Source organism: Henriciella pelagia (genome assembly GCF_002088945.1).
GTDB classification, from domain to species: Bacteria; Pseudomonadota; Alphaproteobacteria; order Caulobacterales; family Hyphomonadaceae; genus Henriciella; species Henriciella pelagia.
The window spans coordinates 402,697-427,605 of the sequence record NZ_NCSU01000011.1 but is presented as its reverse complement, the minus strand read 5'-3'; the positions used below and the strand labels follow the sequence as shown (position 1 = coordinate 427,605).

The 24,909-nt window shown below is 57.0% G+C and carries 23 protein-coding genes; 14 read left to right on the top strand and 9 right to left on the bottom strand.

Annotated elements, in window-relative coordinates:
* Positions 1-3: 3 nt before the first annotated feature.
* On the bottom strand, positions 4-573 hold the full coding sequence (locus tag B8746_RS11570; RefSeq protein ID WP_143434584.1) for a hypothetical protein: 570 nt from the start codon (positions 571-573) through the stop codon (positions 4-6).
* 128 nt (positions 574-701) lie between these two features.
* Here B8746_RS11570 and B8746_RS11565 point away from each other — a divergent pair, with 128 nt between their 5' ends.
* Positions 702-1,670, top strand: coding sequence for a LysR family transcriptional regulator (locus tag B8746_RS11565; protein ID WP_084393826.1), 969 nt, complete (start codon positions 702-704; stop codon positions 1,668-1,670).
* Positions 1,671-1,686: 16 nt separating this feature from the next.
* On the opposite strand, the gene B8746_RS11560 is transcribed toward B8746_RS11565, so the two are convergent.
* The 4 genes from B8746_RS11560 to B8746_RS11545 form a co-directional block, all read right to left on the bottom strand.
* Positions 1,687-2,061 carry a helix-turn-helix domain-containing protein gene (locus tag B8746_RS11560; protein ID WP_084393825.1) on the bottom strand — a complete coding sequence of 125 codons (375 nt, stop codon included), beginning with the start codon at positions 2,059-2,061 and terminating at the stop codon, positions 1,687-1,689.
* Between the two features lie 338 nt (positions 2,062-2,399).
* Positions 2,400-3,497 (bottom strand): CaiB/BaiF CoA transferase family protein, encoded by a 1,098-nt coding sequence (locus B8746_RS11555; RefSeq protein ID WP_084393824.1) that lies wholly within the window; start codon positions 3,495-3,497, stop codon positions 2,400-2,402.
* A gap of 94 nt (positions 3,498-3,591) precedes the next feature.
* The gene (gene mfd, locus B8746_RS11550) at positions 3,592-7,050 is read right to left on the bottom strand and encodes a transcription-repair coupling factor (protein WP_084393823.1); all 3,459 of its coding nucleotides are present in this window, start codon (positions 7,048-7,050) and stop codon (positions 3,592-3,594) included.
* Positions 7,051-7,095: 45 nt separating this feature from the next.
* Positions 7,096-7,353: a succinate dehydrogenase assembly factor 2 gene (locus tag B8746_RS11545; RefSeq protein WP_084393822.1), complete on the bottom strand. Its 258-nt coding sequence runs from the start codon at positions 7,351-7,353 to the stop codon at positions 7,096-7,098.
* Between the two features lie 77 nt (positions 7,354-7,430).
* Here B8746_RS11545 and recG point away from each other — a divergent pair, with 77 nt between their 5' ends.
* Positions 7,431-9,497, top strand: coding sequence for an ATP-dependent DNA helicase RecG (gene recG, locus B8746_RS11540; protein ID WP_084393821.1), 2,067 nt, complete (start codon positions 7,431-7,433; stop codon positions 9,495-9,497).
* Here recG and B8746_RS11535 read toward each other — a convergent pair.
* The gene (locus tag B8746_RS11535) at positions 9,453-10,193 is read right to left on the bottom strand and encodes a DUF502 domain-containing protein (RefSeq protein ID WP_084393820.1); all 741 of its coding nucleotides are present in this window, start codon (positions 10,191-10,193) and stop codon (positions 9,453-9,455) included. The two genes, recG and B8746_RS11535, sit on opposite strands and share 45 nt — an antisense overlap.
* Before the next feature lie 77 nt (positions 10,194-10,270).
* Here B8746_RS11535 and B8746_RS11530 point away from each other — a divergent pair, with 77 nt between their 5' ends.
* The 3 genes from B8746_RS11530 to B8746_RS11520 are packed head-to-tail and all read left to right on the top strand — an operon-like array spanning position 10,271 to position 12,546.
* The gene (locus B8746_RS11530; RefSeq protein ID WP_084394225.1) at positions 10,271-11,269 is read left to right on the top strand and encodes a phosphotransferase family protein; all 999 of its coding nucleotides are present in this window, start codon (positions 10,271-10,273) and stop codon (positions 11,267-11,269) included.
* Complete coding sequence (locus B8746_RS11525; protein ID WP_084393819.1) at positions 11,270-11,650, top strand: DUF6285 domain-containing protein; 381 nt, start codon at positions 11,270-11,272, stop codon at positions 11,648-11,650.
* Positions 11,650-12,546: a hypothetical protein gene (locus B8746_RS11520; RefSeq protein WP_084393818.1), complete on the top strand. Its 897-nt coding sequence runs from the start codon at positions 11,650-11,652 to the stop codon at positions 12,544-12,546. Before B8746_RS11525 ends, B8746_RS11520 begins: the two co-directional genes overlap by 1 nt.
* Here the strand turns inward: B8746_RS11520 and rfaE2 are convergent.
* Positions 12,543-14,000: a D-glycero-beta-D-manno-heptose 1-phosphate adenylyltransferase gene (rfaE2, locus tag B8746_RS11515; RefSeq protein WP_084393817.1), complete on the bottom strand. Its 1,458-nt coding sequence runs from the start codon at positions 13,998-14,000 to the stop codon at positions 12,543-12,545. The two genes, B8746_RS11520 and rfaE2, sit on opposite strands and share 4 nt — an antisense overlap.
* A gap of 145 nt (positions 14,001-14,145) precedes the next feature.
* On the opposite strand from rfaE2, the gene B8746_RS11510 reads away from it, so the two are divergent.
* Genes B8746_RS11510 through B8746_RS11495 form a run of 4 tightly spaced genes read left to right on the top strand, consistent with a single transcriptional unit; the run spans position 14,146 to position 18,957 of the window.
* Positions 14,146-15,615 carry a cryptochrome/photolyase family protein gene (locus B8746_RS11510; protein ID WP_233124197.1) on the top strand — a complete coding sequence of 490 codons (1,470 nt, stop codon included), beginning with the start codon at positions 14,146-14,148 and terminating at the stop codon, positions 15,613-15,615.
* Positions 15,612-16,937: an NAD(P)/FAD-dependent oxidoreductase gene (locus tag B8746_RS11505; protein WP_084393816.1), complete on the top strand. Its 1,326-nt coding sequence runs from the start codon at positions 15,612-15,614 to the stop codon at positions 16,935-16,937. Before B8746_RS11510 ends, B8746_RS11505 begins: the two co-directional genes overlap by 4 nt.
* Entirely contained in the window at positions 16,853-17,731 is an 879-nt protein-coding gene (locus B8746_RS11500; protein WP_084393815.1) for a DUF1365 domain-containing protein, read from the top strand. Before B8746_RS11505 ends, B8746_RS11500 begins: the two co-directional genes overlap by 85 nt.
* A complete protein-coding gene (locus tag B8746_RS11495; protein WP_084393814.1) occupies positions 17,728-18,957 on the top strand; it encodes an SAM-dependent methyltransferase in 1,230 nt (409 codons plus the stop codon). Before B8746_RS11500 ends, B8746_RS11495 begins: the two co-directional genes overlap by 4 nt.
* Here the strand turns inward: B8746_RS11495 and B8746_RS11490 are convergent, their stop codons facing one another.
* Positions 18,958-19,653, bottom strand: coding sequence for a DUF6134 family protein (locus B8746_RS11490; RefSeq protein ID WP_084393813.1), 696 nt, complete (start codon positions 19,651-19,653; stop codon positions 18,958-18,960). It abuts the gene before it with no gap.
* Complete coding sequence (locus tag B8746_RS11485) at positions 19,650-20,180, bottom strand: cupin domain-containing protein (RefSeq protein WP_158084610.1); 531 nt, start codon at positions 20,178-20,180, stop codon at positions 19,650-19,652. Before B8746_RS11485 ends, B8746_RS11490 begins: the two co-directional genes overlap by 4 nt.
* Positions 20,181-20,305: 125 nt before the next feature.
* Between B8746_RS11485 and B8746_RS11480 the strand changes: the two genes are divergently transcribed.
* The 5 genes from B8746_RS11480 (at position 20,306) to B8746_RS11465 (ending at position 24,894) form a co-directional block, all read left to right on the top strand.
* Entirely contained in the window at positions 20,306-21,307 is a 1,002-nt protein-coding gene (locus tag B8746_RS11480; RefSeq protein ID WP_084393811.1) for a cysteine synthase A, read from the top strand.
* A gap of 4 nt (positions 21,308-21,311) precedes the next feature.
* Positions 21,312-22,160, top strand: a complete 849-nt coding sequence (locus B8746_RS11475; protein ID WP_084393810.1) for a sulfurtransferase — start codon at positions 21,312-21,314, stop codon at positions 22,158-22,160.
* The gene (gene metC, locus B8746_RS11470; protein ID WP_084393809.1) at positions 22,157-23,317 is read left to right on the top strand and encodes a cystathionine beta-lyase; all 1,161 of its coding nucleotides are present in this window, start codon (positions 22,157-22,159) and stop codon (positions 23,315-23,317) included. The genes B8746_RS11475 and metC overlap by 4 nt, the downstream gene beginning before the upstream one ends.
* A gap of 123 nt (positions 23,318-23,440) precedes the next feature.
* Positions 23,441-23,596: a hypothetical protein gene (locus tag B8746_RS17150; protein WP_158084609.1), complete on the top strand. Its 156-nt coding sequence runs from the start codon at positions 23,441-23,443 to the stop codon at positions 23,594-23,596.
* A gap of 110 nt (positions 23,597-23,706) precedes the next feature.
* Complete coding sequence (locus tag B8746_RS11465) at positions 23,707-24,894, top strand: type III PLP-dependent enzyme (RefSeq protein ID WP_084393808.1); 1,188 nt, start codon at positions 23,707-23,709, stop codon at positions 24,892-24,894.
* Positions 24,895-24,909 lie beyond the last annotated feature (15 nt).

Sequence of the window (24,909 nt, the reverse complement as noted above, 5' to 3'; positions counted from 1 at the left end):
ACTCTATTCGATTGGATCAAAGACAAAGAGGTCGGGCAGGCCACCGGACAGTCGGCGAAAGCCTAGCCGGAGCATTGAGCGCTGCCCGTCTTCCGTGGCACCTCGCGCGTAACAGGGGACTGGGGCAAAGAGCGACACTCTCACCGAGGCTGATGCGGCCATGATATTCCTGCGGGCCTGCTTGGAAGCTGCTGCATAGACACCGACATAGAGACCGAAGATCGGCGTGTTTCGGGGCGCTACGTGACGCAAGGCCGGATCTGCCGGATTAAACTCACCGTTTTCAACAGCCACCCTTCCCTCTTCGGTCAGCGGCACGGTAATGTATAGCCCATCAATCGGGTCGCCGATGATCCACATCGTCATCTGGGTGATGGCATCAAGCGTTGTGATCACCTCTTTTCGCGCCAGTTTACCGCCCAGCAGTTGTTCGCCGATCCGCAGGGCTTCGCGTATGTCGGACCCCGCACAAGGGCGAAGCCCGAACTGCCCCATGTCTCGAATCATTTCAACGGGGCTGACATAGCAATATGGGCGGGATGAATTGGATACAACCAGATGGTGAATCGACATACAACATATCTCCTTGGTGGAGAAATTGAAGAATACACGTAGCAGTTGTCAACTATGTATTTTACAATCTAGCATTTTCGCGGCAGGAAAAATTTCAGAACTGAAAGACTCACACCAGTGGTGGTAGAATGATCTCGAACAAGCTGGACTGGGACAAGCTGAGAATCTTTTCCGCTGTGGCCGAATTAGGCAGCATGACAGCTGCAGCAAAACAGGTGGGCGAATCGACGCCCACTATCAGCCGCAAGATCGATGATCTCGAAGACAGCCTGAATTGTCGTCTTGTCGTTCGAAGTACGCGGGGAATCGAGTTGACGGAGGCGGGCAAGCTCGTTCTAAAGCGCGCCATCGCAATGTCCGAAGAGACCAATGCCTTGCTGGCGGAAATGTCGGACGTCGATCAGGCCGCGGCCGGTGACCTTCGTATTGCGTCAACGGATGGCGTGCTATCGCATTGGCTGACGCAGAGCCTGCCGCAATACCTGGCCAAGAATAACCAGTTGGAACTGCATATAAACATCTTGGAACGGGAAGCGGATCTGCTGAATGGTGAGGCAGATATGAGCTTCGTCTTCAGCAAGCCGCAGCATCGCGACCTCCATTCTTTGAGAATGGGTGTGCTGCATTATATGTTCTTCGCGTCAGCGTCTTATCTAGAGACTTATGGTCGCCCTGACAGCCTGTTCGACCTGCAGGGACATCGCTGTCTTCTGCACGACGCCTATGTGAATCAGATCGACCGCTGGTCGCCGAAAGCATCTGAGCTGAAGAAGTTACTTCGCTTCAGCCTTGTGACCAATTCTGGCACCGTATTGAAGGAAGTTTGCGCAAATGGCGGAGGCATAACGCTGATGCCGTCTTACGTGGCCGAACTGGACGATCGTCTGATCCCGCTGGACTTGCCGGAACTCGTCCCCCTTGAGTTCTGGCTTTCCTATACTCAGCGCGTCCAAGGTCTTTCACGCGGCCGCAAATTCATTGACTGGATCCGAAGTCAATTCGAAACGGAATCCAACCCATGGTTCGCTGAGACCTTCGTTCATCCCAAACACTGGAAGTCTGATGCGCCGCCGCGTTCCGATTTAAAGGCGGGGTAGTTCTACTGTTCGGATTCTACACCGTTTTGAGAATGGTGATAATGGCCTCCAGCTTCTTGGGGTCATCGATGGTTCGAACAATCCGGCTGACTTCTCCCCGGTACTTGTCGACTTCGCTGTCTTCATTATCGTTTTCGCCGAGAAGCACGTCTTCGGGAAACAGGTGTTCGACGGGAACAGCCAGAATGTTTGCAATGGCAGCGAGCGTGCCAGCGCTGATGCGGTTGGTCCCATTCTCGTATTTGTGAACCTGCTGATAGGACAACCCCAGTTTCTTTGCGAGGTCGTCGAGTGTCATACCAATCCGACGCCGTGCCTGACGCACCAGCTGACCGATACCACGATCTGCATCACTGACTTTTCGCGGCGATGCCGACATCACTGTTCCCATAACCAATTCCCAGATATACTATCACTATGTGCCTGATTGCATGAGCTGATTTCCACCTAAGATCACGTTACAGCAAGGGGCAGAGTTGCAACATTTCTGCAACATAGCTGATCCGGTGCGCGAGCAGTCAGGGCAAAAAAAATTGGCCACCCGATTGGCGGCCAAAGTTTAGCAAGAAGGACATCAGGAATGAGACCCAACCAAATTTGGTTCGGCTCTTCGCTGATGAATCCTTTCTAGCAGATGATATATGAACACCTTCGCTCAGACCCGTTGTGCAGGGTTCATCAAGGCAAATGAGTGTCTAGTATGCTGCCAAATAGCCAATAGTGACGGGATTATGCGATTTTCCAGTCCTGCAGGATTTCGTCGGTATGCGCGCCCGGGCTGGCTGGCGCACGCTGGACTTTGCCGGGTGTCTTCGAGAAACGAGGGGCGGGTGCGGGTTGCACCACGCCTTCGATCTCTATGAAGGTCTCTCGGGCAACATTGTGAGGGTGTTTGGGAGCTTCGGCGAGCGAAAGCACCGGCGCAAAACACACATCGGTGCCTTCCATTATGTCGCACCACTCATCGCGGGTCTTGGTTTTAATTGCTTCAGCAATTTTCGCCGACAGCTGCGGCCATGCCTTGCGATTCATCTGTTCCTTGAAGCCAGGGTCAGACAAGCCGGCCTTTTCCAGGAGCAGTGCGTAAAATTGCGGTTCGATTGATCCAATCGAAACATACTTTCCATCACTCGTTTCATAGCAATCATAGAAGTGAGCACCGCCGTCGAGGAGATTGGCCTCGCGCTCATCGCTCCAGACGCCCATGGCTTTCATACCGTAGAACATTGAGGTCAGCGAAGCGGCACCGTCAGTCATGGCGACATCAACGACCTGCCCTTCCCCCGAACTGCGAGCGTGAAGAATGGCGGCAAGCAGTCCGAACGCAAGGTAAAGTGCGCCGCCGCCGTAGTCGCCGATCAGGTTCAATGGTGGATACGGACGTTCTCCCTTGCGCCCCATGGCACCGAGCGCGCCTGTCAGCGCGATGTAATTGAGGTCGTGCCCTGCGGCGTGCGAGAGCGGACCCGTCTGCCCCCAGCCTGTCATGCGACCATAAGCGAGTTTCGGGTTGCGATCGAGGGCGACATCGGGCCCAAGACCGAGACGCTCCATGACGCCGGGGCGAAAACCCTCGATCAGACCATCGGCCTTCTCAATGAGTTTAAGCGCCGTCTCGACATCAGCTGGATCCTTGAGGTTCAATGCAATCGACCGGCGTCCTCGGGACTCGACATTGGCGGGCGTTGCTGCCCGACCGCCCCCACCGGACCGATCAATCCGGACAACGTCTGCGCCCAGATCGGAAAGGAGCATCCCGCAGAAGGGGCCCGGGCCAATTCCCTGGAATTCAACTATCTTTACGCCTGTAAGCGGACCGCTTGCCATATCGGTGTCTCCCTGAAGATTTATGCAGGTTCAGAGCATAGAAGGTACGATGGGAGTGCCAAGCGGTGCCGCAACGGATGGCTGGCAACAAAATTCAGCGAGGCTGAGCCAGAGCAAGAGCTGAGAGCTCACGGAGCAAGCCGCGGATCATCAGGATTCGCTTGTCCTTCTCGTCAGGCACTCGCGTTATGACCAGCTTGGAATCAGGACGAAGCTTGAGCTGGTTGGGGCGCGAGCGCACGAGCGACATCAGCTTGGTTGGTTCAAGCGGCGTATCATCCCTGAAGGCCATAACCACCCCTTTGGGGCCAGCATCAAGTTTAGCGATGCCGATTGATTTACAGGCAGCCTTGATGGCCGTCACATCCAGAAGCTGTCGCGTTTCGTCGGGCAATGGGCCGAACCGGTCGATCAGTTCGGCCGCAAACCCTTCGCGTCCTTCTTCGGTGTCGATCTCTGCCAGCCGCCGGTAGAGACCCAGGCGCACACTGAGGTCTTCGACGTAAGTGTCCGGGATGAGAACGGCAACGCCGAGATTTATTTGTGGCGACCAGTCGTCGGCAATTTCTTCCTCGAAGTCCGAAACGCCCGCCTTCAGCGCGTTGACGGCGTCTTCAAGCATCGACTGGTAGAGCTCCACGCCAACCTCTCGCACATGACCTGACTGCTGGTCTCCGAGCAGATTTCCAGAGCCCCGCATGTCCAGGTCATGACTGGCGAGTTGAAAGCCTGCGCCGAGCGAATCGAGAGACTGAAGGACGCGGAGGCGCCGTTCCGCACCCGGGGTCATGACGTGATCGCTGGGCGTTGTGAAGTAGGCATAGGCGCGTATCTTGGATCGCCCGACCCGTCCGCGAAGCTGGTAAAGCTGCGCCAGGCCAAACCGGTCGGCCCGATAGATGACAAGTGTATTGGCGCGCGGAATATCAAGTCCGCTTTCCACGATGGTAGTGGAAAGGAGCACATCGTATTGCCCCTCATAGAACGCCGTCATGATGTCTTCGAGTTCGGTTGGCGGCATCTGGCCGTGGGCAACCACGAAGCTGATCTCCGGAATATTGTCCCGAAGGAACGTCTCGAGGCCATCGAGATCCTGGATGCGCGGGGCCACGAAGAATGCCTGTCCGCCGCGATATTTCTCTCTCAGGAGTGCTTCGCGTATCGTGACAGTGTCAAATTCGGTGACGTAAGTCCGCACCGAAAGCCGGTCGACCGGCGGCGTGGCAATAATCGACAGATCGCGAATGCCCGTGAGTGCCATCTGGAGGGTTCTCGGAATCGGCGTCGCTGAAAGGGTCAGTACGTGGACGTCTGCTTTCAGCTCCTTCAGCCGTTCCTTGTGTTTGACGCCAAAGCGCTGCTCTTCATCGACGATGACGAGTCCGAGACGCTTGAATTCGACGCTGCTTGACAGCAAGGCGTGTGTGCCCACGACGATATCGACCGTGCCAGCCTTGAGGCCTTCTTTCGTTGATGTGGCGTCCTTCTGGCTGACCATCCGCGACAGGTGCCGTACCTGAACCGGCCAGTTCGCAAAGCGCTCGAGAAACGAATTATAGTGCTGGCGCGCGAGCAGAGTTGTCGGAGCGACAACCGCGACCTGCATTCCGCTCATGGCGGCGACGAAGGCCGCACGCAGGGCGACCTCGGTTTTCCCGAAGCCGACATCGCCGCATACAAGCCTGTCCATCGGCTTTCCGCTGGCCAGGTCCGTCAGCGTGTCTTCAATTGCATTCAGCTGGTCATCGGTTTCCTCGTAAGGGAATCGAGCGGCGAACTCTTCATAGAGCCCATGCCCTGCCGTCGTGGGCTCAGCCTGCCTCAGCGCTCTTGCTGCAGCGATATCGAGCAGTTCAGCGGCCATTTCGAGGATCCGCTTCTTCGCGCGGGCCTTCCGGGTTTGCCAGCCGACACCACCAAGGCGGTCAATGGCGCTGTCCGCGTCCTCGCTGCCGTAACGACTGATGAGGTCGACATTCTCGACCGGCAGGTAAATCCGGTCGCCTCCCGCATAAGAGAGCTCCAGGCAGTCATGAGGAGCGCCGGTCAGCTCAAGCGTCTTCAGGCCTTCATACCGTCCGACTCCATGGTCGACATGCACAACAAGGTCGCCAGTGTTGAGCGATGCGGCCTCTGAGATAAAATTGGCAGACTTGCGCTTTCTGCGAGGGGCTGCGAGACGGTCACCCAGGACGTCGGGCTCGGAAATGATCGCGATGTCGGAGGCGACATAGCCTTTTTCCAGCGGAAGTTCCGCAATGCTGAGTTCAGCTTTCCGCGCCGCTTCCAACGAATAGACCCGTGGCAAGGCGCCAAGGCCATGGTCCTCCATCACTCCAACGAGACGCTCGGCAGAGCCGGCCGTCCAGGCCCCGAGGACGACAGTCAAACCCTTGGCGCGAAGCTCCTTGGCGTGAGCGGCGGCTTCTTCGAAGACATTGAGGTCAGGACGCGTCCGCTCTGGCGCGAAGTCGCGGCCCGGAGCGCCTCCAAGATCGATAGCCGCTGGATCTGGCGAGGGAGAGAAGCGCGCCACTGTCCGACTGGCCAGTGCAGCATCCAGCTCTTCGGGTTCGAGGTACAGACGTTCTGGTTTCAGCACCCGCGCAGGCCGATCCGAAGTTGCAGCCTCGTGTCGCGCCTCATGATAGTCTCGGACCTGCGTTTGTCGCTCTGCTATCGCTTCTCCGGCTAGGTAACTGAAGCCGACAAGGGCGTCGGGGCCGATATAGTCAAAGAGTGTATCAAGGTGCGGATGGAACAGCGGGAGCCAGTTTTCGAGACCCTGGCGTCTGATCTGGGCGCGTGCCGCTTCATACATGTTGTCGCCCGCCGGGGCTCCAAGCTCGGAAAGATATTGCTCCCGAAAAAGGCTAAGCGTGTCGGGTGAGAATAGAATTTCCGAAACCGGCGACAGTACCGCTGATTTCAGCGACCGGGTCGATACCTGGGTTTCCGGGTCGAAGGATTTCAGCTGGTCCAGCGTCGAGCCAAACAGATCGAGCCGGATGGGCTCGACGCTCGTGGGTGGATAAATGTCGATGATACCACCACGAACCGAATACTCACCGCGTTCACTGACCGTGCTGGACCGAACATAACCATTCACGGCAAGATAGTCCGTCAACGCGGCCTCATCGACCTCTTGCCCGACGGCGAGCGAGAAACTCGCCGTCTGCATCGTCGCTCGAGGTGGCACACGCTGCACAAGAGACGAGCCGGTCGTGACGACAAGCAGCGGCCCCGAAGCGCCTGCGTGTTGAGCAAGTTGCGCCAGTGCCGCACAGCGCTGCGAGGCCACTGCCGGGCTCGGGCTCATGCGGTCATATGGCAGAATATCCCAGCCCGGTAGATGGACGACCTCCATGGCAGGATGGTTGAACTCGGCAAGTTTCAGGGCTGCGGCAGCCGTCTTGTCATCGCGCGCAACATAAAGGCCGATCCGCGACGTCCCCTGCAGGGCATCCTGCATGGCAAGAAGGTCCAGGCCGAATGGTGCGCCGGCAATATTTGTGGGCGCCGAGAGCTGCGCCAGTGAGGGGGCATTGGGCATACTTGGTCTCGAAACTCGGCGGTCAGAATCGCAAAGCGCTCAGCGCTAGGCGCGTGGGTCGTACTCGAATGCGAGCAGTCGGTCCATGACCGGTCCTGCATAATTCGCCGGGACCGATTTATTACCAATGATCCACGCGTAAACTTCCCAGTCGGGCGTGGCCAGGAGGCGCTCGAACTCAGCGAGTTCTTCATCGTCCATCGAACCAATGTGGCGCTCGGCGAACTGACCCATGATGAGGTCCATTTCGCGGAATCCACGTCGTGATGCACGGAACTTCAGTTTGCGTCGTTTTTCGTCCATGACGGATTTTCCTGTACCGCGGCGGCCAATAAGTTCAATTGCAGGTGCGTTACCTTCGACTATTGTCAACTGCAACCATGCGAGACAAACGACTCTATCCCCTCTTCCAGCCCATCGACAGCCTTCCCGGCATCGGCCCCAAGCTGAAGCCGGTGTTCGAGCGGCTCGTGGATGGTGCACATGTCTGGGATCTACTTTTGCACCTGCCCGACAAGTGGCTGGACCGGCGTGTCAAGGCGTCGTTCGATGAACTCCTGCCCGGAGAAGTGGCGACCGTCAAAGGAGAGGTCCATGCCTATAAGGCTCCATACAATGATCGAGCGCCACATAGGATCCAGCTATTCGACGGAACCGGTTTCCTGACGCTCATATTCTTTCGGGCAGATCCAAGATGGCTGCAGGGGCAATTCCCGGTCGGCAAGGAACGAATTGTTTCCGGGGTCGTCGGCGAGTTCCAGGGCGAACGACAGATGACGCATCCTGATTATATCATTGATCCGGCACGCGGGGAGATGCCGCCTCAAGTCGAGCCGATTTATTCGTTGACCGCCGGCCTCACCAACAAGAAAGTCCACAGCGCTGCAGTCGCCGCACTCGCAAGCGTGGAAAGTGACCTGCCAGAGTGGATTTCGGCGGATCTGCTTGAAAAGCGCGGTTGGCCGAGCTTCAAACAGGCCCTGTCCGGTCTACACGAACCAGCCGTTTTTGACGAAGCGGCGTTTGAAATTTGCCGGCAGCGTCTCGCCTATGACGAGGCGTTGGCGCGCGAGATGGTCTTCGCCATGGCACGAACCGCTCGCAGTCAGAAATCCGCGCCGAACCTGAAATCTACGAATGACGACATGAATGCGGTTGCTGCGGCGCTGCCGTATAAACTCACACGTGCACAAATCAGGGCGATCAAGGAAATATCGGCGGACCTTGCCGAACCACACCCCATGCGAAGGATGCTGCAGGGCGATGTGGGTGCGGGTAAAACGCTTGTCGCGATCATGGCTGCCGTGAAAGCCGTGACGAGCGGACATCAGGCTGCCTTCATGGCTCCCACAGAAGTTCTGGCCCGCCAACAGTTCGAGACGGTTTCCAGCTTGCTGGCACCGATGGGCTATGAGGTAGCAGCCCTGACCGGGCGTGACCGAGGGCCTGCCCGCGAGGGAACACTGATGGGGCTGGCAGACGGCTCCATCCAGATCATCGTTGGTACGCAGGCGCTGTTTCAGGACGCGGTACGCTTTCATAAGCTCGGGCTTGTCATTGTTGACGAGCAGCACCGCTTTGGGGTCGCAGATCGAATGAAACTCGCCGGGAAAGCTGAAGGCCCACATATGCTGGTAATGAGCGCAACGCCCATCCCTAGAACGCTGGCGCAGGCCGTTCATGGTGATCTCGACATTTCAGTTCTCGACGAAAAACCAGCCGGTCGCCAACCCATAGAGACGCGGGCAGTTCCCGATACCCGCATAGACGAGGTCATTGAGGGCGTCGGCCGCGCCATCGACCGCGGTGAACGCGTCTTCTGGGTCTGCCCGCGCGTCGATGCCGACGAAGATGATAGCTCGGCGGTCTTTCGGGCTGAAGCGCTACGCAAGGCGCTCAATGTGCCCGTCGGGCTCGTGCACGGCCGATTGAAGGCAGAGGAAAAGGATGCAGCGCTCGAAGCCTTCCGTACAGGCGACAGCCGCATTCTGGTCGCCACGACGGTGATAGAGGTTGGCGTCGACGTGCCAGATGCAACAATCATGGTTATCGAGCGGGCCGAAGGGTTTGGTCTCGCTCAACTGCATCAGCTTCGCGGCCGGGTCGGCCGCGGGAATAGAAAATCCTTTTGCCTCCTTTTGTATCGTCCGCCCCTGGGCGAATTGGCCCGCGAACGCCTCGATACATTGCGTGCCACAGAAGATGGCTTTGAGATCGCTGAAGCAGATTTCCGGCTCCGAGGTCCAGGAGACCTGCTCGGCGTGCGTCAATCGGGCGCCGTGGATTACCGCGTGATCGATCTGAAGCGAGACGCCGACCTCATTCCAATTGCGAGGCAGGATGCACGTTTCCTCGTCGAACTGAGTGGAGGCGCGAACCCGAAGCGGCTGGAAGCCCTGGCATTATTGCGGGAGTTGCTCAGTCCGCTCAGTCGGAATGCCAGCTGAAGCAGCGTGATCGGTTTCTGGCTGGACCTTTTCCGGCACGATGAGTCCCGCCGAAAGGATCATCTTCGCGCCCTCTTCAATGGACATTTCGAGATCTATGCATTCGGACTTATTCACGTACATGAGAAAGCCGGACGTCGGATTGGGGGTGGTCGGAACGAAGACACCGATGAACTCCGGCCCCAGATGGTGCCGGATCTCACCTTTCGCCTCAGATGCAACAAAGCCGATGCACCATGACCCTCGCTTGGGATACTCTACCATCACGACGCGGTCATAGGACGCTTGCTGATTGTTCGCTAACACCTCCGTGAGCTGTTTGAAGGCCGCATAGACGTTCCGGACAAGCGGAATGCGGGACAGGATCCGGTCGGTTGCGCTGATGACCGATCGACCAATGAGGTTCGTAGCAATCGCACCAAGGATGGTCAGCGCAACAATCATCACCAGGACGCCGAAGCCCGGAATAGCATAATTTGTATAGGTTTCTGGCTGGATTAACGGCGGCAGAAGCGGCTTCACCCGGTTGTCGATGAAGTTGATCAGGAATTGCAGGACGAAGATCGTGATTGCGATGGGTGCAGCGATCACCATGCCGGCGAGGAAGCGGCCGCGCAGCCAGGCCCAGACGCTGAGACGCTGGGGTTTAGGCTCTATGTCCATCAAACCACTGTCTTTCTTGCGTCTTTTGGGCATCAAGGCGCTCCTGGGTCCAAAGGGTTTACGTCGAGTATGGCTTGGAAGTGATCTTCTTTCCGTTAATTGTGGCGAAGATGAGTGAGCTACAAGATTTCGAACGCAGGCTATCTGCTGTCATTGAACGGATTTACAACGGATCGGCGAAGCTGGCGGCCGCCGATCGCCTGTCGGGAGGCGCCAGCCAGGAAACATGGCTATTGTCCCTCACAGGGACAGATTCCCCACCCGACATTATTCTGCGCCGCTCTCCAGCCGCGACTGCAACCACGCCGGAGTCGAATGCAATTGGTCTTTCGAACGAAGCCCAGTTGATCGCCAAGGCCGCCGAAGTCGGCGTGCCGGTTCCTAAGGTTCTTTACGTCCTCGAAGAATGCGACGGCCTGGGAGAAGGCTTTTTCATGAGCCGTGTATCTGGGGAGACGATCGCAAGGCGTATATTGCGCGATGAGCGATTCGGGCAGGCCCGTGCAGCATTGCCTGGTCAATGCGGCACGGCACTCGCGGGCATTCACTCCATCTCGCCGACCGGCATAGAAGCCTTGAAAGTCAGCGGAGGCCTCGATCAACTTAAGCGCTACGATGAAACCTATCAGACCACCGGTATTCGTCGCCCGGTCTTTGACCTTGCCGTTGTCTGGCTTCAGGACAATGCGCCCAAGCCGCTACCGCCCGTACTGGTTCACGGCGACTTCCGGTTGGGCAATATCATGGTTGACGAAACCGGCCTTGCATCAGTTCTTGACTGGGAACTCGCCCATCTTGGTGACCCCAGAGAAGACATTGCATGGATGTGTGTAAATTCCTGGCGGTTCGGCCAGTCTGAGAACCGGTTGGGTGGCTTTGGCGATGTCGAAGCGCTGCTGAGTGCTTATGCTGAAGCCGGCGGAGCAAGCTTCACGCCTGCCGATATCGACTGGTGGGAAATCCTGGGAAGTCTTAAGTGGGGCATCATGTGCATGATGATGTACGAGTCCTATCGGTCTGGCGCTGCACCAAATGTTGAACGAGCCGCCATCGGACGCCGCGTGTCGGAAACAGAAATCGACCTCATGAATCTGTTGGAGAAGCAGTAAATGTATAACCAGCCGAGCGTTGCCGAGCTTGTAGAGGCGGTGAAGACATTCGTGGACGAAACGGCTATGCCGGAACTTACCGGCCGCTCCGCATTCCATGCGAGAGTCGCGTCAAATGTTCTCGGCACCATCAGCCGCGACATTCGGGCCCGCGAGACGAATGATGCGGAAGAGCGCGCTCGACTCCAGTTACTATTGGACCTGCCAGACGAAGAGGAACTGAGCGTGCTCAATGACGAGTTGAGCCGGCGCCTGAGAGCAAGAGAAATCTCGGCAAATTCAGCAAAGCTGATGAGTCATCTAAAAAAGACCGCAATTGCGCAGGTAAAGGTGGATCAACCGTCATATTCGGGACTGTTGCAGGCACTGAAGGAAGTCTAATGCGCCGCGGCTTGATCGCTATCCTTGTTGTTCTCGTAGGCTGGTTCGTTTTCAAGGACCTGATTTATACCTCATTTATCGGTCGGTCAGATACAATTCCGCCGGCCCCTGACTTCTTTTACGACGATGTGTGGCTGGAAAGACCATCTGAAGACACAGATGGCGGCTGGGTGACACCCTGGGGAGTGGATCTTTTTGTGGTTGCCCCGCCCTCTTTTCACCCCGCGCCTGCAGGCCTTGTTGCGGCGGACGCGCCTGATATCCACGATTCATTCAAGTCCTTCCTGTCCGAGACAGGTCTGCAGCACAGTGATTTGAGCCTGTACGCGCCATCTTTCCGATCTCCTTCGCCTGCTCTGACCGGAAAGCCACGCATTGAAGCGATCAACACTTCGAAGACCGATATTCAGGATGGCTTCACGCGTTACCTGACCGTAGACAATCGCGATCGCGGCGTTGTTATTCTGATCGCGCCAGGCGCGGAAGAGTTCGTACCCGCAGTCGTGGCAGCGCTGCCTTCAGACGATATCTTCCGGGAGCGCTTTGGCGGGATCATTGTCCCGGCGTCCAGCGCCATTGAAAGCCTGGACGAAAGCGTCGGTGCGTGCAGCAATGCATTCGAGGCCTGCGTTCTAAAGGTCGAACTTGGTTCAGAACCCTCAAGAAAGAGGTGGATATTGCCTAGTCTTCCCCATCCCAAGCGGACCTTCATTGCAGGCGACTCCTTTATCCCTGCGCTGGAAAGCCGAGCTGCGGTCCTTTCGGAGTGGCTCGATGCAAATGCCGTCAAGCCGGCAGAGCCGTTTGATTCCTGGGCGGCTGACGAAGTCGTCGACGTGGCGCCGATACGTCGCCCCAATCAGGACGAGGACATATCGGGTGACCGGGGCAATTAGGACCGGGACCGCTCGATAATCTGCGTTGTGGATTGACCCGGCTCGAGGGGCACGATGTGCACTTCGCCGCCTGCGGCAAGCACGGTGTCAGCACCAACAATGGTTTCGACGGTATAGTCTCCACCCTTGATGAGGATGTCGGGAACCAGGAGCCTAATGAGCGCTTCTGGCGTGTCTTCTTCGAACATAGTGACGGCATCGACCGCGCTGATACCAGCCATGATCGCCGTCCTGGCTGCGCCGTCATTGATCGGGCGGGTTTCACCCTTCAAGCGCTTCACCGATGCATCTGAGTTGATCGCCACGATCAACCGGTCGCATCGCGAGCGCGCTTCCTGTAGCAGCTTGAGGTGGCCGGGGTGCAGAATGTCGAAACACCCATTCGTAAAGCCGACACGCAGCCCGGCCTTTTTCCACTCAGCCCTCCGCTTGGCCAGATTGTCATGGTCGACTATTGGCGCCTGCAGTCCGTGATGCTGGGGTTCGAGGACGCGGCGGATTTCATCGGCGGACACGGTCGCTGTCCCGGCCTTGGCGACGGCAATACCGGACGCCGTCACAGCAAGCGCGACCGAGAGTTCCAGTGGGGCACCTGCGGCGTATCCGAGAGCGATAGCCGCCATGCTCGTGTCGCCAGCGCCAGAGACGTCATAAACTTCGCGCGCTTCGCCTCTTCGGTGCTTCACAGCTCCGTCGGACAACCAGGACATCCCCTTCTCCGCACGCGTAACAACAAGAACCGTTTCAGGCAGTTGAGTCTTCAATTCTGTTAAAGCGCGCTCGATTTGGGCATCGTCAACACATGCTCGCCCCACAGCCGCCGCAAGTTCATGAGCGTTCGGTTTGATCAGACGCGCACCCCGGTAAATGCTGAGGTCTTTCGCTTTGGGGTCAACCAGGACCGGCAAGCTCTTGCTCCTCGCTGCATCGACACATGACTGAACAATCGCTGGCGTCACGCTCCCTTTGGCGTAATCGGAAATGACGACGGCGCTGCAATCATCGCGCGATAGCGCGGCGGAAATGGCTGAGGAAACCACCGCGCCTGCGGCGCCTATGTCCGGCTGATGCGCTTCTGTGTCGACGCGCAACAGCTGCTGATTGCTCGCAATGAATCGCGTTTTCACGATTGTCTGACAGGATGACGATCGTGCCAGACGCGCCTCAATACCGGGCTGCTCATTCATGAGCGCCGAGAGACGCTGACCGTCTTCATCGTCTCCGACACAGCCAACGAGGATAACGTTGAGGCCCATGGCTGCGAGATTTCGTGCAACGTTTCCGGCACCACCCGGCATTTCGGACACGCGCGACTTATGCAGCACCGGCACAGGCGATTCAGGCGAAATCCGGGTCACCGAGCCATATACAAAACGGTCCAGCATGATGTCGCCGACACAGAGCACTGTCTTGCCGCGGGCCTCATCAAGCAGGCGGACGAGTTCTTGCCTCATGCACTGTCTCCTGTCGCCCGCCGCGTCGCATTCGTCATGCGCCGTCTTCTAGAGAAGGACGCTTCGTAGCGCCAGCTCGCGGTGTAATTCACTTCAGACTCATCCAAATCCTGTCTCCACACGTACACAAACCAGAACGCACACATTGGAGGCGATACTGCCAGACCTCAAAGGTAAAAAACTGATCGTCTGGCTGAGACGTGATTTGCGCCTTCGCGACAATGCAGCAATTGCAGCAGCGGTCGAGACGGGCGCTGAGATTATCTGCCTCTACGTCCTGGAAGAGCACGCCAAACTGCGAGGACTGGGGGGAGCCTCGCTCTGGTGGCTGGATAAATCTTTGAAATCACTTCGCTCGGATGTTTCCAGCCGTGGCGGGAAACTCATCTGCCGAAAAGGAGACCCCGGTGCGGTCGTCATGGACCTCGTCAAGGAAATCGATGCGGCAGGCGTGTATTGGGGGCGTCGATATGGACGAGCTGAACGCGATATCGACGGTCATCTGAAGGAAACGCTAGCAAATGACGGGCTCTGCGCCGAAAGCTTCACCACCGCACTGCTGACAGAGCCATGGACCATCAAGACCTCATCTGGCGGGTACTACAAGGTGTTCACGCCGTACTGGCGCGCCGTCAAGACGTGCTACGAGGCTCCGGCGCCCTTCCCTGCTCCAGAAAAGCTTGGAGGCCAAGGTATTGACGGCGATCGCATCGAGGATTGGGGACTTCACCCCACGGACCCTGACTGGTCGTCTGGTTTTGACGACAAGTGGACACCAGGCGAGGATGGGGCTGTAGCCCGGCTTCAACGGTTCCTCGACAATGGTCTTCGCGAATACAAATCGGCCCGAAATCGGCCTGACCTTGAAGACGGAACTTCAGGCCTCTCTCCGCACCTGGCGTTTGGCGAAATCAGCCCGGCTCAGATCTGGCGTTCGGTGACGTCAAAGATAAACCATGGCTTCAAGCAGGATGACAGCGCCTGGACGTTCCTCTCGGAAGTCGTGTGGCGCGAATTCTCCTATGTTCTTCTCTACCACAATCCGGAAATGACCCGGAAAAATTACAATGACCGGTTCGACAGTATGCCGTGGCGGCCGAATGCGTCCCGTCTGGAACGCTGGCAGAAAGGTCAGACCGGTTATCCGATCGTAGACGCCGGCATGCGCCAGCTGTGGACGACAGGGTGGATGCACAATCGGGTCAGGATGATTGTCGCATCCCTGCTCACCAAACATCTCCTCACCCCTTGGCAGGACGGGGAAGCCTGGTTCTGGGATACGCTCGTAGATGCAGATCCGGCGTCCAATGCCTGTGGTTGGCAATGGACAGCAGGCTCTGGCGCAGATGCTTCGCCTTATTTCCGCGTGTTCAATCCGATCACGCAGGGCCAGAAATTCGATGAAACGGGTGAGTATGTCCGCAAATGGTGTCCGGAACTCGCGGGCCTGCCCGACAAACACCTCCACGCTCCGTGGGAAGCCGATCAGGAGACGCTTGAGAAAGCAGGCGTCACTCTGGGTGAAACCTATCCAAAACCGATCATAGACCATTCCGAAGGACGCCAGCGTGCGCTCGAGGCCTGGGATACACTAAAGAAGCAGGAACCGGCATGAAGAAGATCGCTATCATTGGATCCGGAATAAGCGGACTGGGCGCAGCCTACGCCCTTCGAAACACAGCTGATATTACTGTGTTCGAAGCAAGAGACCGGGCGGGCGGTCATGCCCATACTGTCTCTGTCGATTATGATGGCGCGCAGATCGATGTCGATGTGGGCTTTATCGTTTATAACGGTTTGAACTATCCGAACCTGACAGGCTTCTTCGACGCGCTAAATGTGGCTACCGAGCAAAGCGATATGAGCTTTGCCGTATCTAATCCAGACGGGTTTGAATGGGCATCGACCATAACCGGCATGTTTGCTCGGAAACGGAATCTTTTCCGGCCACGGTTTCATCGGTTCTGGCGAACGATTCTGAGATTCAACGATACCGCGCGTGCAGCGCTGGCGAATGGTGATGTTCAATCGGAAAGCCTGGGCTATTGGCTGGACCGTCACCGATTCTCTAGAGATTTTCAGGTAAATTACATCCTGCCGATGGGCGGTGCTATTTGGTCGACGCCTCCCGGAGAGATTCTTGAATATCCGGCACTTAGCTTTTTCCGGTTCTTCGAAAACCACCGGCTGATGCACAAGGAACGCCCAAAGTGGCGGACCGTGTCTGGCGGGTCTCAATCCTATGTCCGCAAAGTTCAGAACGCACTGGGAGCGCGCCTCAAACTCGGTAGCCCTGTAAAACAAGTGACGCCCTTCGGGACCAAGGTGCGCGTGAGTATTAACGGCGCCCCCGACCAGATATTCGACGATGTCATCCTGGCGGTTCATTCCGACCAGGCACGCAGCCTCCTTTCAGAGCAATTCGAAATGCCCCGATTCCTGCTGGGCTCCATTCGCTACCGTCCGAACGAGATTATCCTGCACCGCGACCCCGACTTCATGCCAGCGCGGCGTGCCGCCTGGGCGAGCTGGAACGTTCTTGGAACCCAGTCCAGCGATCAATCAATCTGCCTGACTTACTGGATGAATCGGTTGCAGAACCTACCGCAGGACAAGCCACTCTTTGTGACGCTTAACCCCAAACAACAGCCAGCCACAGCGGACACTTTTCTGCAGGTCGAGTTTGACCACCCGCAGTTCGACGCTGCCGCCGATGCCGCCAAACGCTCGCTTGAACGCCTTCAGGGAGAGCGCGGCATCTGGTATGCTGGCGCGTGGCTGGGCTCCGGCTTTCATGAAGACGGCCTGAAGAGTGGGTTGCGGGCTGCGCTGTCGCTCGGCGGCGCGGTTGAATGGGCTGCAGAGGGTGTCGAAACGGTCGATCTTCAGCCTCGCTTCGTTCCATCCGAGCGCGCAGTCACGAGGGTTCGTTCGTGAGATTAGATTATCCTCTTAAGCTTCACTATGGGAAGACCCGGCACCGGCGCTTTGCCCCCTTTCAGTCCAGCTTCATCTACAAGGTCTTCATGATCGAAATCGACATCGACCGCTTGGATGAGGTTCATAAACAATGCTCATTGTTTAGTGTCGACAAGGCGAATCTGTTCGCCTTCCGTCAAAGGGACCATGGTGCTTGCGGTGCCGTACCGCTTCGCGACTGGGCCGAGAACGAACTGCTCAAAGCCGGTGTGGTTGCCGACAGGCTTAATATCAAGCTGGTCACGTTTCCCCGTCACACTGGATACAAGTTTGCACCGATATCGCTCTGGGTGGCGTCCGATGGAAACACACCAGTTGGCATCATCTACGAAGTGCGGAACACGTTTGGAGAAAGGCATTGCTATACTGCAGCTCTCAACGGTTCCTGGAGTCGACACGCTGCGCCGAAATCATTTCACGTGTCGCCCTTCTTCGATGTTTCGGGAACATATGAGTTCTCACTGCAGGTTACAGAGCGCGGCATCCGCCTCGGTGTAACCACGACAAAAGACGGTAAGCCTCAGCACATGGCATCGCTTGCAACACGGGCGCAAAGCGCAACCGACAGCAAGCTGCTGACCGCCGCCATAATCCGCCCTTTTTCGACGTTGGGCGTAAATCTTGCTATTCATTGGGAAGCTCTGAAGCTCTGGCTTAAAGGGGCAAAGTATCACCCGAAGCCGCAGCTTTCCAAGCAGAAAACGACCGTCGCTTCGAAAGACGGCCCAGAAGGGAGAAAACGCGCGGCATGAGTGCAGGCGAAATTATCAAGGCATCGGGCGCAGCCCTTCGCAACCTCAGGGGTGTTCCGGCGAGCTTTCGCCTGACAGGCATGATGCTGCTGCGAACCGAGAAAGGATCGATCCGATTCGACCTGCCAGACGGGCGAGCAGTCGTTTTTGAAGGCAGTGAGCCCGGTCCTCATGCTGTGGTCAAAGTGCATGACTTCAGCTTTGCAAAGAAAGCCCTGGCGGGGGGCGATATCGGCTTTGCCGAAAGCTATATGGATCAGGATTGGTCAACGTCGGATCTGACTGCGCTGCTCGAATACTTCTCCGCAAATTTCGAAGCGGCTGGCAGGCTGGCTGTAGGCGGTACTGTCGTCAAAGCCCTCAACAAGATTCGGCACCTCTTTAACCGCAACAGCCGGTCCGGTGCACGCCGCAACATCATGGCGCACTATGATTTGGGCAATGATTTTTATTCGTCATGGCTCGACCGCTCCATGACCTATTCATCCGGCATTTTCGACCGGCCAAATATGAGCCTCGAGCAGGCCCAGGCGGCAAAATACGACCATATCGCGAAACTGATTGGTGCGGGACCAAGCAGCCACATTCTCGAAATAGGCTGCGGCTGGGGCGGCTTTGCTGAACACGTCGCCAAGGTCCATGGCAGCCGCGTGACATGCCTCACAATATCGGAAGCGCAGCATGAATTTGCCATCGAACGTATGAATCGCGAGGGGCTCAGCGACCGAGTGGAGATCCGCCTTCAGGACTACCGGGATCATGAAGGCAAGTATGATGGAATAGCCTCCATCGAGATGTTCGAGGCGGTTGGCGAATCCTACTGGCCAAGCTTCTTTGCGAAGGTTCGCGATTGCCTGAAGGAAGACGCGAAAGCAGCCCTGCAGATCATTACAATCAGGGACGATTTGTTTTCACGATATCGCAACCGGGCCGATTTCATCCAGCGCTATATCTTTCCAGGCGGCATGCTGCCAAGCGAAGCCGTCCTGAAAACGAGTTTCGACGATGCATGCCTCAGATATGACGGCGTGCACTACTTCGGCCAGGATTATGCGCGCACTCTGAAGATGTGGACCGACCGTTTCGAGGATGCCTGGTCGAGAATCCAATCCATGGGATTTGATGAACGTTTCCGCAGAATGTGGCGATATTATCTCAGCTACTGTGAAGCTGGCTTCCGTAACGGACGGATCAATGTAGGCCAATTTCAGGTATCGCGTACCTGATCAGTAAAGCGCGTCCAGCACATAGTCGATTTGCTGTCCGCGTGCTTCAAAGCTTAGCTTTACCCAACGATTTCGCTCGTCATACCAAAGGTCAACGGTGAGGTCAGATACAAGTCGATACTGCATCGCTTCGACAGGCTGGCCATTAATTGTCAGGGTTTCCTTGCCTAGTGGCGTGACCTTCGTATCCAGGATAGCTCCGGTTTCCGTGGACAGTATCTCAGAGCTGAAGGCCTGTTGAATGTTCCAGTGGCTGGACGGAATAATTCCGGCAGGCGCTGTGCCAATGTAAGCGCTGCCTTGTATTTCGAGTTCGCCACCAATCAGTTCAGCCGACACCCGTTTTGTTTTGCCGTCGTCATTTGTCCGACTGTTAACGGCGACGAGCTGGCCATCTTCCCATTGTTCCGTGGCTGACAGATCATATTTGAACATGGTGATCGGTCCGAGGCCTGCCTTCAGACTGACATTGGTTTCGACCTCATACGAACCATCCTTATCCACGTCGAAATCGACCGTATGAGTCCCGAACGCTTTGCCCTTGCGCAAGACCGTAAAGCTGATCCTGTCACCGTCCTCCGGTTGCCAGGCTGTTGGCGCATTCGCTGCCACAGGCGCCCCTGCTGGAGCTGCATCCGCGAATGTCGGTACAGAGAGCGCGGTGGCCAGTGTTACCAAAGCAATCATTTTAGTCATGTCAGTCTCCAGAATTTGGTAATCTGCTTTGCGACGAAACAGGTGCAGGCCTTGTTGTCTGCCGCCGACGGGCGGTGCCTGACACCGGGTGTCGCGAGGACAATCTCACCGGGGCGATAACGTCCGACACCGTCGTCGAAGACCCCTTCAAGCACGACCGTCGCCTCGAGCGCCGAGTGACCGTGACTAAAGACACTCTGTCCCGGTTTGAGGTGCATCAACTGCCCACCCGTTCCCGATTGTGGTGAGTACCGGACACCCGATATGCCACGCCGCCAAGTGACCTTGTCGAAATCTGTGTGGATGACCGACAAGGCGGCATCTACGTCCGCCTCTGCAGCTGAGAGTTCAGCTTCTAAATTTTCCCGTTGCAGGATTTCGCTCCGCGCGATTTCCCAAAGCGTGGCAGACTCATCGCCTTCTGATGTCATCAGCCGATGAATCGTCGCTGCCGTATGGAACGCGGGCGAAAGCCGCCCGGCCACATAGTCCAGCATGAAACTTTGATAGGTTTCCTGTTCAATCATGTGCATTCGCGTCCAGAAATTCTAATCCTTATTGTTACGAACGCAGCTTGAGATCGGATCACCGGGCGCCATGTTGTCAGGCAGATGTGTCGAAGTTACACGAGACCTGTAGTGGAGAAGTCGAAATGGTGAAGAATTCCGTCCTGGACGCCATAGGGAATACGCCCCTGATAAAACTGAAGCGCGTATCCGAGGAGACGGGATGCACAATTCTCGGCAAAGCCGAGTTCCTGAACCCGGGCCAGTCCGTCAAGGATCGGGCAGCTCTCGGCATTGTCAGAGATGCCGAGCGCAGGGGCTTGCTGAAGCCCGGTGGTCGAATCGTGGAAGGCACTGCGGGCAATACCGGTATCGGGCTGGCGCTCGTTGGCTCCGCCCTTGGCTACAAGGTCACGATTGTGATGCCTCGTACTCAAAGTCAGGAAAAGAAGAATGCCGTGCGGCTGCTTGGCGCTGAACTCATTGAGGTAGATGCCGTCCCTTACGCCAACCCGAACAATTATGCGCGCTACTCGGGGCGACTGGCAGAAGACCTCGCCAAGACGGAACCAAATGGCGCAATCTGGGCGAACCAGTTCGACAATGTGGCCAATCGCGAAGCTCACTATGAGACCACAGGGCCTGAAATCTGGAATGATCTGGACGGCAAGGTCGATGGTTTTATCTGCGCCGTCGGTTCTGGCGGCACGCTAGCAGGCGTCGCTCAGGCGCTTCGTGACAAGCGCAAGGACATCAAGATCGGCCTTGCTGATCCCGGTGGGGCGGCGCTCTATCAGTACTACAAGACGGGTGAGCTGAAATCTGAAGGCACATCCATTACCGAAGGGATCGGTCAGGGCCGCATTACCAAGAATCTGGAAGGGCTCAATGTCGATTTCCCGTATCGCTGCAGCGACACTGAAGCCCTGAACATCCTGTATGACCTCATACTTGAAGAAGGTCTGTGTCTTGGAGGGTCAGCGGGCATCAATATCGCCGGCGCGGTCCGGCTTGCAAAGGAGCTTGGACCCGGCCACACAATCGTGACCATGTTGTGCGACTACGGTAATCGTTATCAATCCAAGCTCTTCAACCCCGAATTCCTCAGGACCAAGGATCTTCCTGTCCCGCCCTGGATGAAAGACTGATCTAATGACCGACTCGCCTCTCGTATCTGCCGAATGGCTGATGGAAAACATCGATGCTCCGGACCTTCGGGTGATCGATGCCAGCTGGTATCCGTCCTGGGCTTCCCCTTCGAATGCTGGCCGCGACACCTATGCGAGGGGCCACATTCCGGGCGCCGTATATTTCGATATCGACGAGATCGCCGACACGACAAGCGACCTGCCACATATGATGCCGGATTCGGTAAAATTTTCTTCCCGCATCCGGAAGCTGGGGGTCGGCGATGGCAACCGGATCGTGGTCTACGACGCCAATGACTTCTTCGCTTCGGCGAGGGTCTGGTGGATGTTCCGCCACATGGGGCACAAGGACGTTTATGTCCTCGACGGTGGGCTGCGCGCCTGGCAGGGTGCAGGCGGTGAACTGGAAGACTTGCCGCCCGTCGTGACCGGTGGCCGCCATTTTACGCCACGTGTTCGGTCTGACCTGATTAAGACGATGGAACAGATGCAGACCCTTGCGGCGACGTCAGCCGCGCCAATCCTTGATGCGAGGCCTTCTGGCCGGTTCAACGGCGTCGAGGCAGAGCCGCGGGCCGGCCTTTCGTCAGGTCACATACCCGGTAGCGTGAATATACCATCCAGCGCACTCATTGGCAGCGATGGAAAGCTGGTCGACAAAGCTCACCTTGAGGTCCTTCTCGGTAAGTGTCGATCATCGCCCGCGGTTGCAACGTGTGGCTCGGGTGTCTCAGCTGCGGTGATTGCCCTGGCTCTGGCCGAGCTCGGCAATTACGACGTCGCTGTGTATGACGGCTCCTGGACGGAGTGGGCAAGCCATGCGGACAATCCCGTGCAGAAGGCAGATGCATGAAGAAGCCCACAAAGCTGATTCACAACCACGCCGGAACGGGATCCCGCAGGACCGTTAATCCTCCGATCGAACGCGCATCAACTGTAATTCTACCGGACCGCAAGACCCTGTATTCCGCGTCGCCGGGTTATGGGCGTATGGGGCTCGCCGTTCAGCGCGAACTTGAATCGGCAATGTGCACGCTTGAAGGCGCACAGTTCTCGCGACTGACACCGAACGGCCTTTCTGCATGCGCAATAGCAATCTCCTCGCTGGTAAAGGCTGGCGACACGGTTTTGATATCAGACTCAATCTATGGCCCAACGCGCCGTTTCTGCGAGCGCAGGCTGAAACGGATGGGAGTGAAGTGCGCGCGTTTTGCCCCGAGGGACCTGGACGGCATCCGTCAACAACTCAACGCGGGTGTGGCGGCAATCTTCCTCGAATGCCCGGGTTCTCTGACTTTCGAAATATCGGATATTACTGCCATTACAAAACATGCACGCGAGTGCGGTGCCCGCGTCGTCATGGATAATACGTGGGCTGCGGGCGTATTCTGCCAGCCATTGGCGTTGGGGGCAGATCTCGTTGTGCAGGCGCTCACGAAATATGTCGTGGGCCATGCTGATGCTTTCGGCGGCGCAATCATGACCAATGACCGGGCACTCGCCACCGAGTTGGAAGAGATCACCGAGGATTGGGGCGTGTCGCTGTCGCCAGACGATGCCTATGCAGCTCTCCGTGGCACTCGAACGCTCGTTACACGTCTTCGCGAACATGAAACGACGGCCCTCATTCTCGCAGAGTGGCTGGAAGCCCACCCAAAAGTCGCCGAGGTCATCCACCCTGCCCTGCCATCTCACCCGGACCATGAAATCTGGAAGCGGGACTTTTCCGGAAGTAACGGCCTGTTTTCCTTTCTGCTTGATGCAGAATCTATTGCCGAGCTGGATACATTCATTTCCGGTCTGAAGCTCTTTCAACTCGGTTTTTCCTGGGGCGGTTTTGAAAGTCTCCTCATTCCCTGTGATGACCAGCTAAAGCGCATGAAATCAGACTGGACCACATCGAAAAAAGGCTATTTGATTCGGGTACATGCAGGGCTTGAGGATGCCAGTGATCTCGTCGCGGACCTCCAAGGTGCATTCGAGACTATGACAGGCGAAAAAATCACTTGAAATCGATATGCGATTTCTCTATCTCCCGCTCCTGACAAGCAAGCGAGCTACGACGGTCCCGTAAGGGCGTCAGTACGGGTGAGCCCAACTGTCTTCACTTCATCATCGGTCGAGAGGCCGGTCATGCTTGACGAGGATACTTGGATGACACCGGAACAGTTCGCTTCTGCGACCTCCCATTCTTTGTTGGCTGTGGCCTTTGACACGGGCCTTTATAACTATGTGGACAAGAAATTCGGAGATTATGCGGCTGCTGTCGCTGAACTTATAAGGCCGTAGCGGGCCACCTGAGTGCCCGCCGAACCTTGCCGCGCCTCGCACGTTGTTAGCGTGTGAAGCAGTTTCAAAGTTCACCGGCTTGATGCCGGCCTAAATTCCGAATCCCCACCATGTTCAAGACCGACTATGCGCCTTTGGCGCGCCCTGCCATTCTTCCAGATTCCGACAACCGCTCGGGCCTTCCGGCCTTCGCCAGCGTTGGTGACGTTCTGCGCGCCTATGAAGGTGACGACGCGATCTTCGTGCTCTACCCGAAGAAAATTGCAGCGGCTGCACGCACATTCCTCAACGGCTTTCCGGGCAAAGTCCTGTATGCGGTTAAAGCGAACCCACACCCAGCCGTGATCAAGACGCTCTGGACCACCGGCGTGCGCAATTTCGACGTTGCTTCGACCCGTGAAGTTGAACTGGTGCAGTCCATCGCACCATCGGCAAAGCTGTTCTTCATGCACCCTGTGAAGTCGCGCGCAGCGATCCGTCACGCCTATGCGGCGGGCGTCCGCGACTTCTCGTTCGACAGTGCTGAAGAGCTCCAGAAGATGCTCGAAGAAACCGGTTATGCGAATGATCTCTGCCTTCACCTGCGGGTCGCCCTTCCAAAAGGGAACGCGGCGATGCCTCTGTCCGGCAAGTTCGGCGCTGATCGGGAGGCCGCTGTTGATCTCCTGCAGGCCGCCCGCCCGCATTCGATGCAGCTAGGCGTGACCTTCCATGTCGGCTCACAGTGTCTCGATGTTGAAGATTATGACCGTGCCCTGCGCTATGTCCGCTCGGTTCTGGGTGATGCAGATGTGGCTATTGATTCGGTTGATTGTGGAGGTGGTTTCCCGGTGGCTTATCCTGACATGAAGCCAGCACCAATGGGTGACTATTTCTCTGCAATTCGTAAAGCGCTGGACGCGAACGGATTTGCCGGCCTCCAGGTCCTCGGTGAACCTGGCCGCGCGCTGTGCGCTCAAGGTGGCTCCACGCTGGCGCGCGTTGAAGCTCGCAAGGGCCGCGACCTGTACCTCAACGATGGCAGCTATGGCTCACTTTTCGACGCCGCGCAGTGCGCGTGGAAGTTTCCAGTGAAACTTTACCGTTCTGCGCCGCGTCCAGACGCTGGCAAAGCAGACTTCCGTTTCTTTGGCCCAACCTGCGACAGTCTCGATGTCATGGAAGGCCCTTTTGACCTTCCGGCGGACGTACAGGAAGGCGACTGGATCGAAGTCTGTCACCTTGGTGCGTACGGTCAGGCACTGGCCTCCCGTTTCAACGGCTTCTACAGCGAAACCACTGTCGCCGTCATGGCGTAAGCCGAAAACCAGACG

Excerpts from the sequence above, each read along its gene's own strand:
- B8746_RS11570 (WP_143434584.1), bottom strand. The coding sequence starts at position 573 with ATGTCGATTCACCATCTGGTTGTATCCAATTCATCCCGCCCATATTGC.
- B8746_RS11565 (WP_084393826.1), top strand. The coding sequence starts at position 702 with ATGATCTCGAACAAGCTGGACTGGGACAAGCTGAGAATCTTTTCCGCT.
- B8746_RS11560 (WP_084393825.1), bottom strand. The coding sequence starts at position 2,061 with ATGGGAACAGTGATGTCGGCATCGCCGCGAAAAGTCAGTGATGCAGAT.
- B8746_RS11555 (WP_084393824.1), bottom strand. The coding sequence starts at position 3,497 with ATGGCAAGCGGTCCGCTTACAGGCGTAAAGATAGTTGAATTCCAGGGA.
- mfd (WP_084393823.1), bottom strand. The coding sequence starts at position 7,050 with ATGCCCAATGCCCCCTCACTGGCGCAGCTCTCGGCGCCCACAAATATT.
- B8746_RS11545 (WP_084393822.1), bottom strand. The coding sequence starts at position 7,353 with ATGGACGAAAAACGACGCAAACTGAAGTTCCGTGCATCACGACGTGGA.
- recG (WP_084393821.1), top strand. The coding sequence starts at position 7,431 with ATGCGAGACAAACGACTCTATCCCCTCTTCCAGCCCATCGACAGCCTT.
- B8746_RS11535 (WP_084393820.1), bottom strand. The coding sequence starts at position 10,193 with ATGCCCAAAAGACGCAAGAAAGACAGTGGTTTGATGGACATAGAGCCT.
- B8746_RS11530 (WP_084394225.1), top strand. The coding sequence starts at position 10,271 with ATGAGTGAGCTACAAGATTTCGAACGCAGGCTATCTGCTGTCATTGAA.
- B8746_RS11525 (WP_084393819.1), top strand. The coding sequence starts at position 11,270 with ATGTATAACCAGCCGAGCGTTGCCGAGCTTGTAGAGGCGGTGAAGACA.
- B8746_RS11520 (WP_084393818.1), top strand. The coding sequence starts at position 11,650 with ATGCGCCGCGGCTTGATCGCTATCCTTGTTGTTCTCGTAGGCTGGTTC.
- rfaE2 (WP_084393817.1), bottom strand. The coding sequence starts at position 14,000 with ATGAGGCAAGAACTCGTCCGCCTGCTTGATGAGGCCCGCGGCAAGACA.
- B8746_RS11505 (WP_084393816.1), top strand. The coding sequence starts at position 15,612 with ATGAAGAAGATCGCTATCATTGGATCCGGAATAAGCGGACTGGGCGCA.
- B8746_RS11500 (WP_084393815.1), top strand. The coding sequence starts at position 16,853 with ATGGGCTGCAGAGGGTGTCGAAACGGTCGATCTTCAGCCTCGCTTCGT.
- B8746_RS11495 (WP_084393814.1), top strand. The coding sequence starts at position 17,728 with ATGAGTGCAGGCGAAATTATCAAGGCATCGGGCGCAGCCCTTCGCAAC.
- B8746_RS11490 (WP_084393813.1), bottom strand. The coding sequence starts at position 19,653 with ATGACTAAAATGATTGCTTTGGTAACACTGGCCACCGCGCTCTCTGTA.
- B8746_RS11485 (WP_158084610.1), bottom strand. The coding sequence starts at position 20,180 with ATGATTGAACAGGAAACCTATCAAAGTTTCATGCTGGACTATGTGGCC.
- B8746_RS11480 (WP_084393811.1), top strand. The coding sequence starts at position 20,306 with ATGGTGAAGAATTCCGTCCTGGACGCCATAGGGAATACGCCCCTGATA.
- B8746_RS11475 (WP_084393810.1), top strand. The coding sequence starts at position 21,312 with ATGACCGACTCGCCTCTCGTATCTGCCGAATGGCTGATGGAAAACATC.
- metC (WP_084393809.1), top strand. The coding sequence starts at position 22,157 with ATGAAGAAGCCCACAAAGCTGATTCACAACCACGCCGGAACGGGATCC.
- B8746_RS17150 (WP_158084609.1), top strand. The coding sequence starts at position 23,441 with ATGCTTGACGAGGATACTTGGATGACACCGGAACAGTTCGCTTCTGCG.
- B8746_RS11465 (WP_084393808.1), top strand. The coding sequence starts at position 23,707 with ATGTTCAAGACCGACTATGCGCCTTTGGCGCGCCCTGCCATTCTTCCA.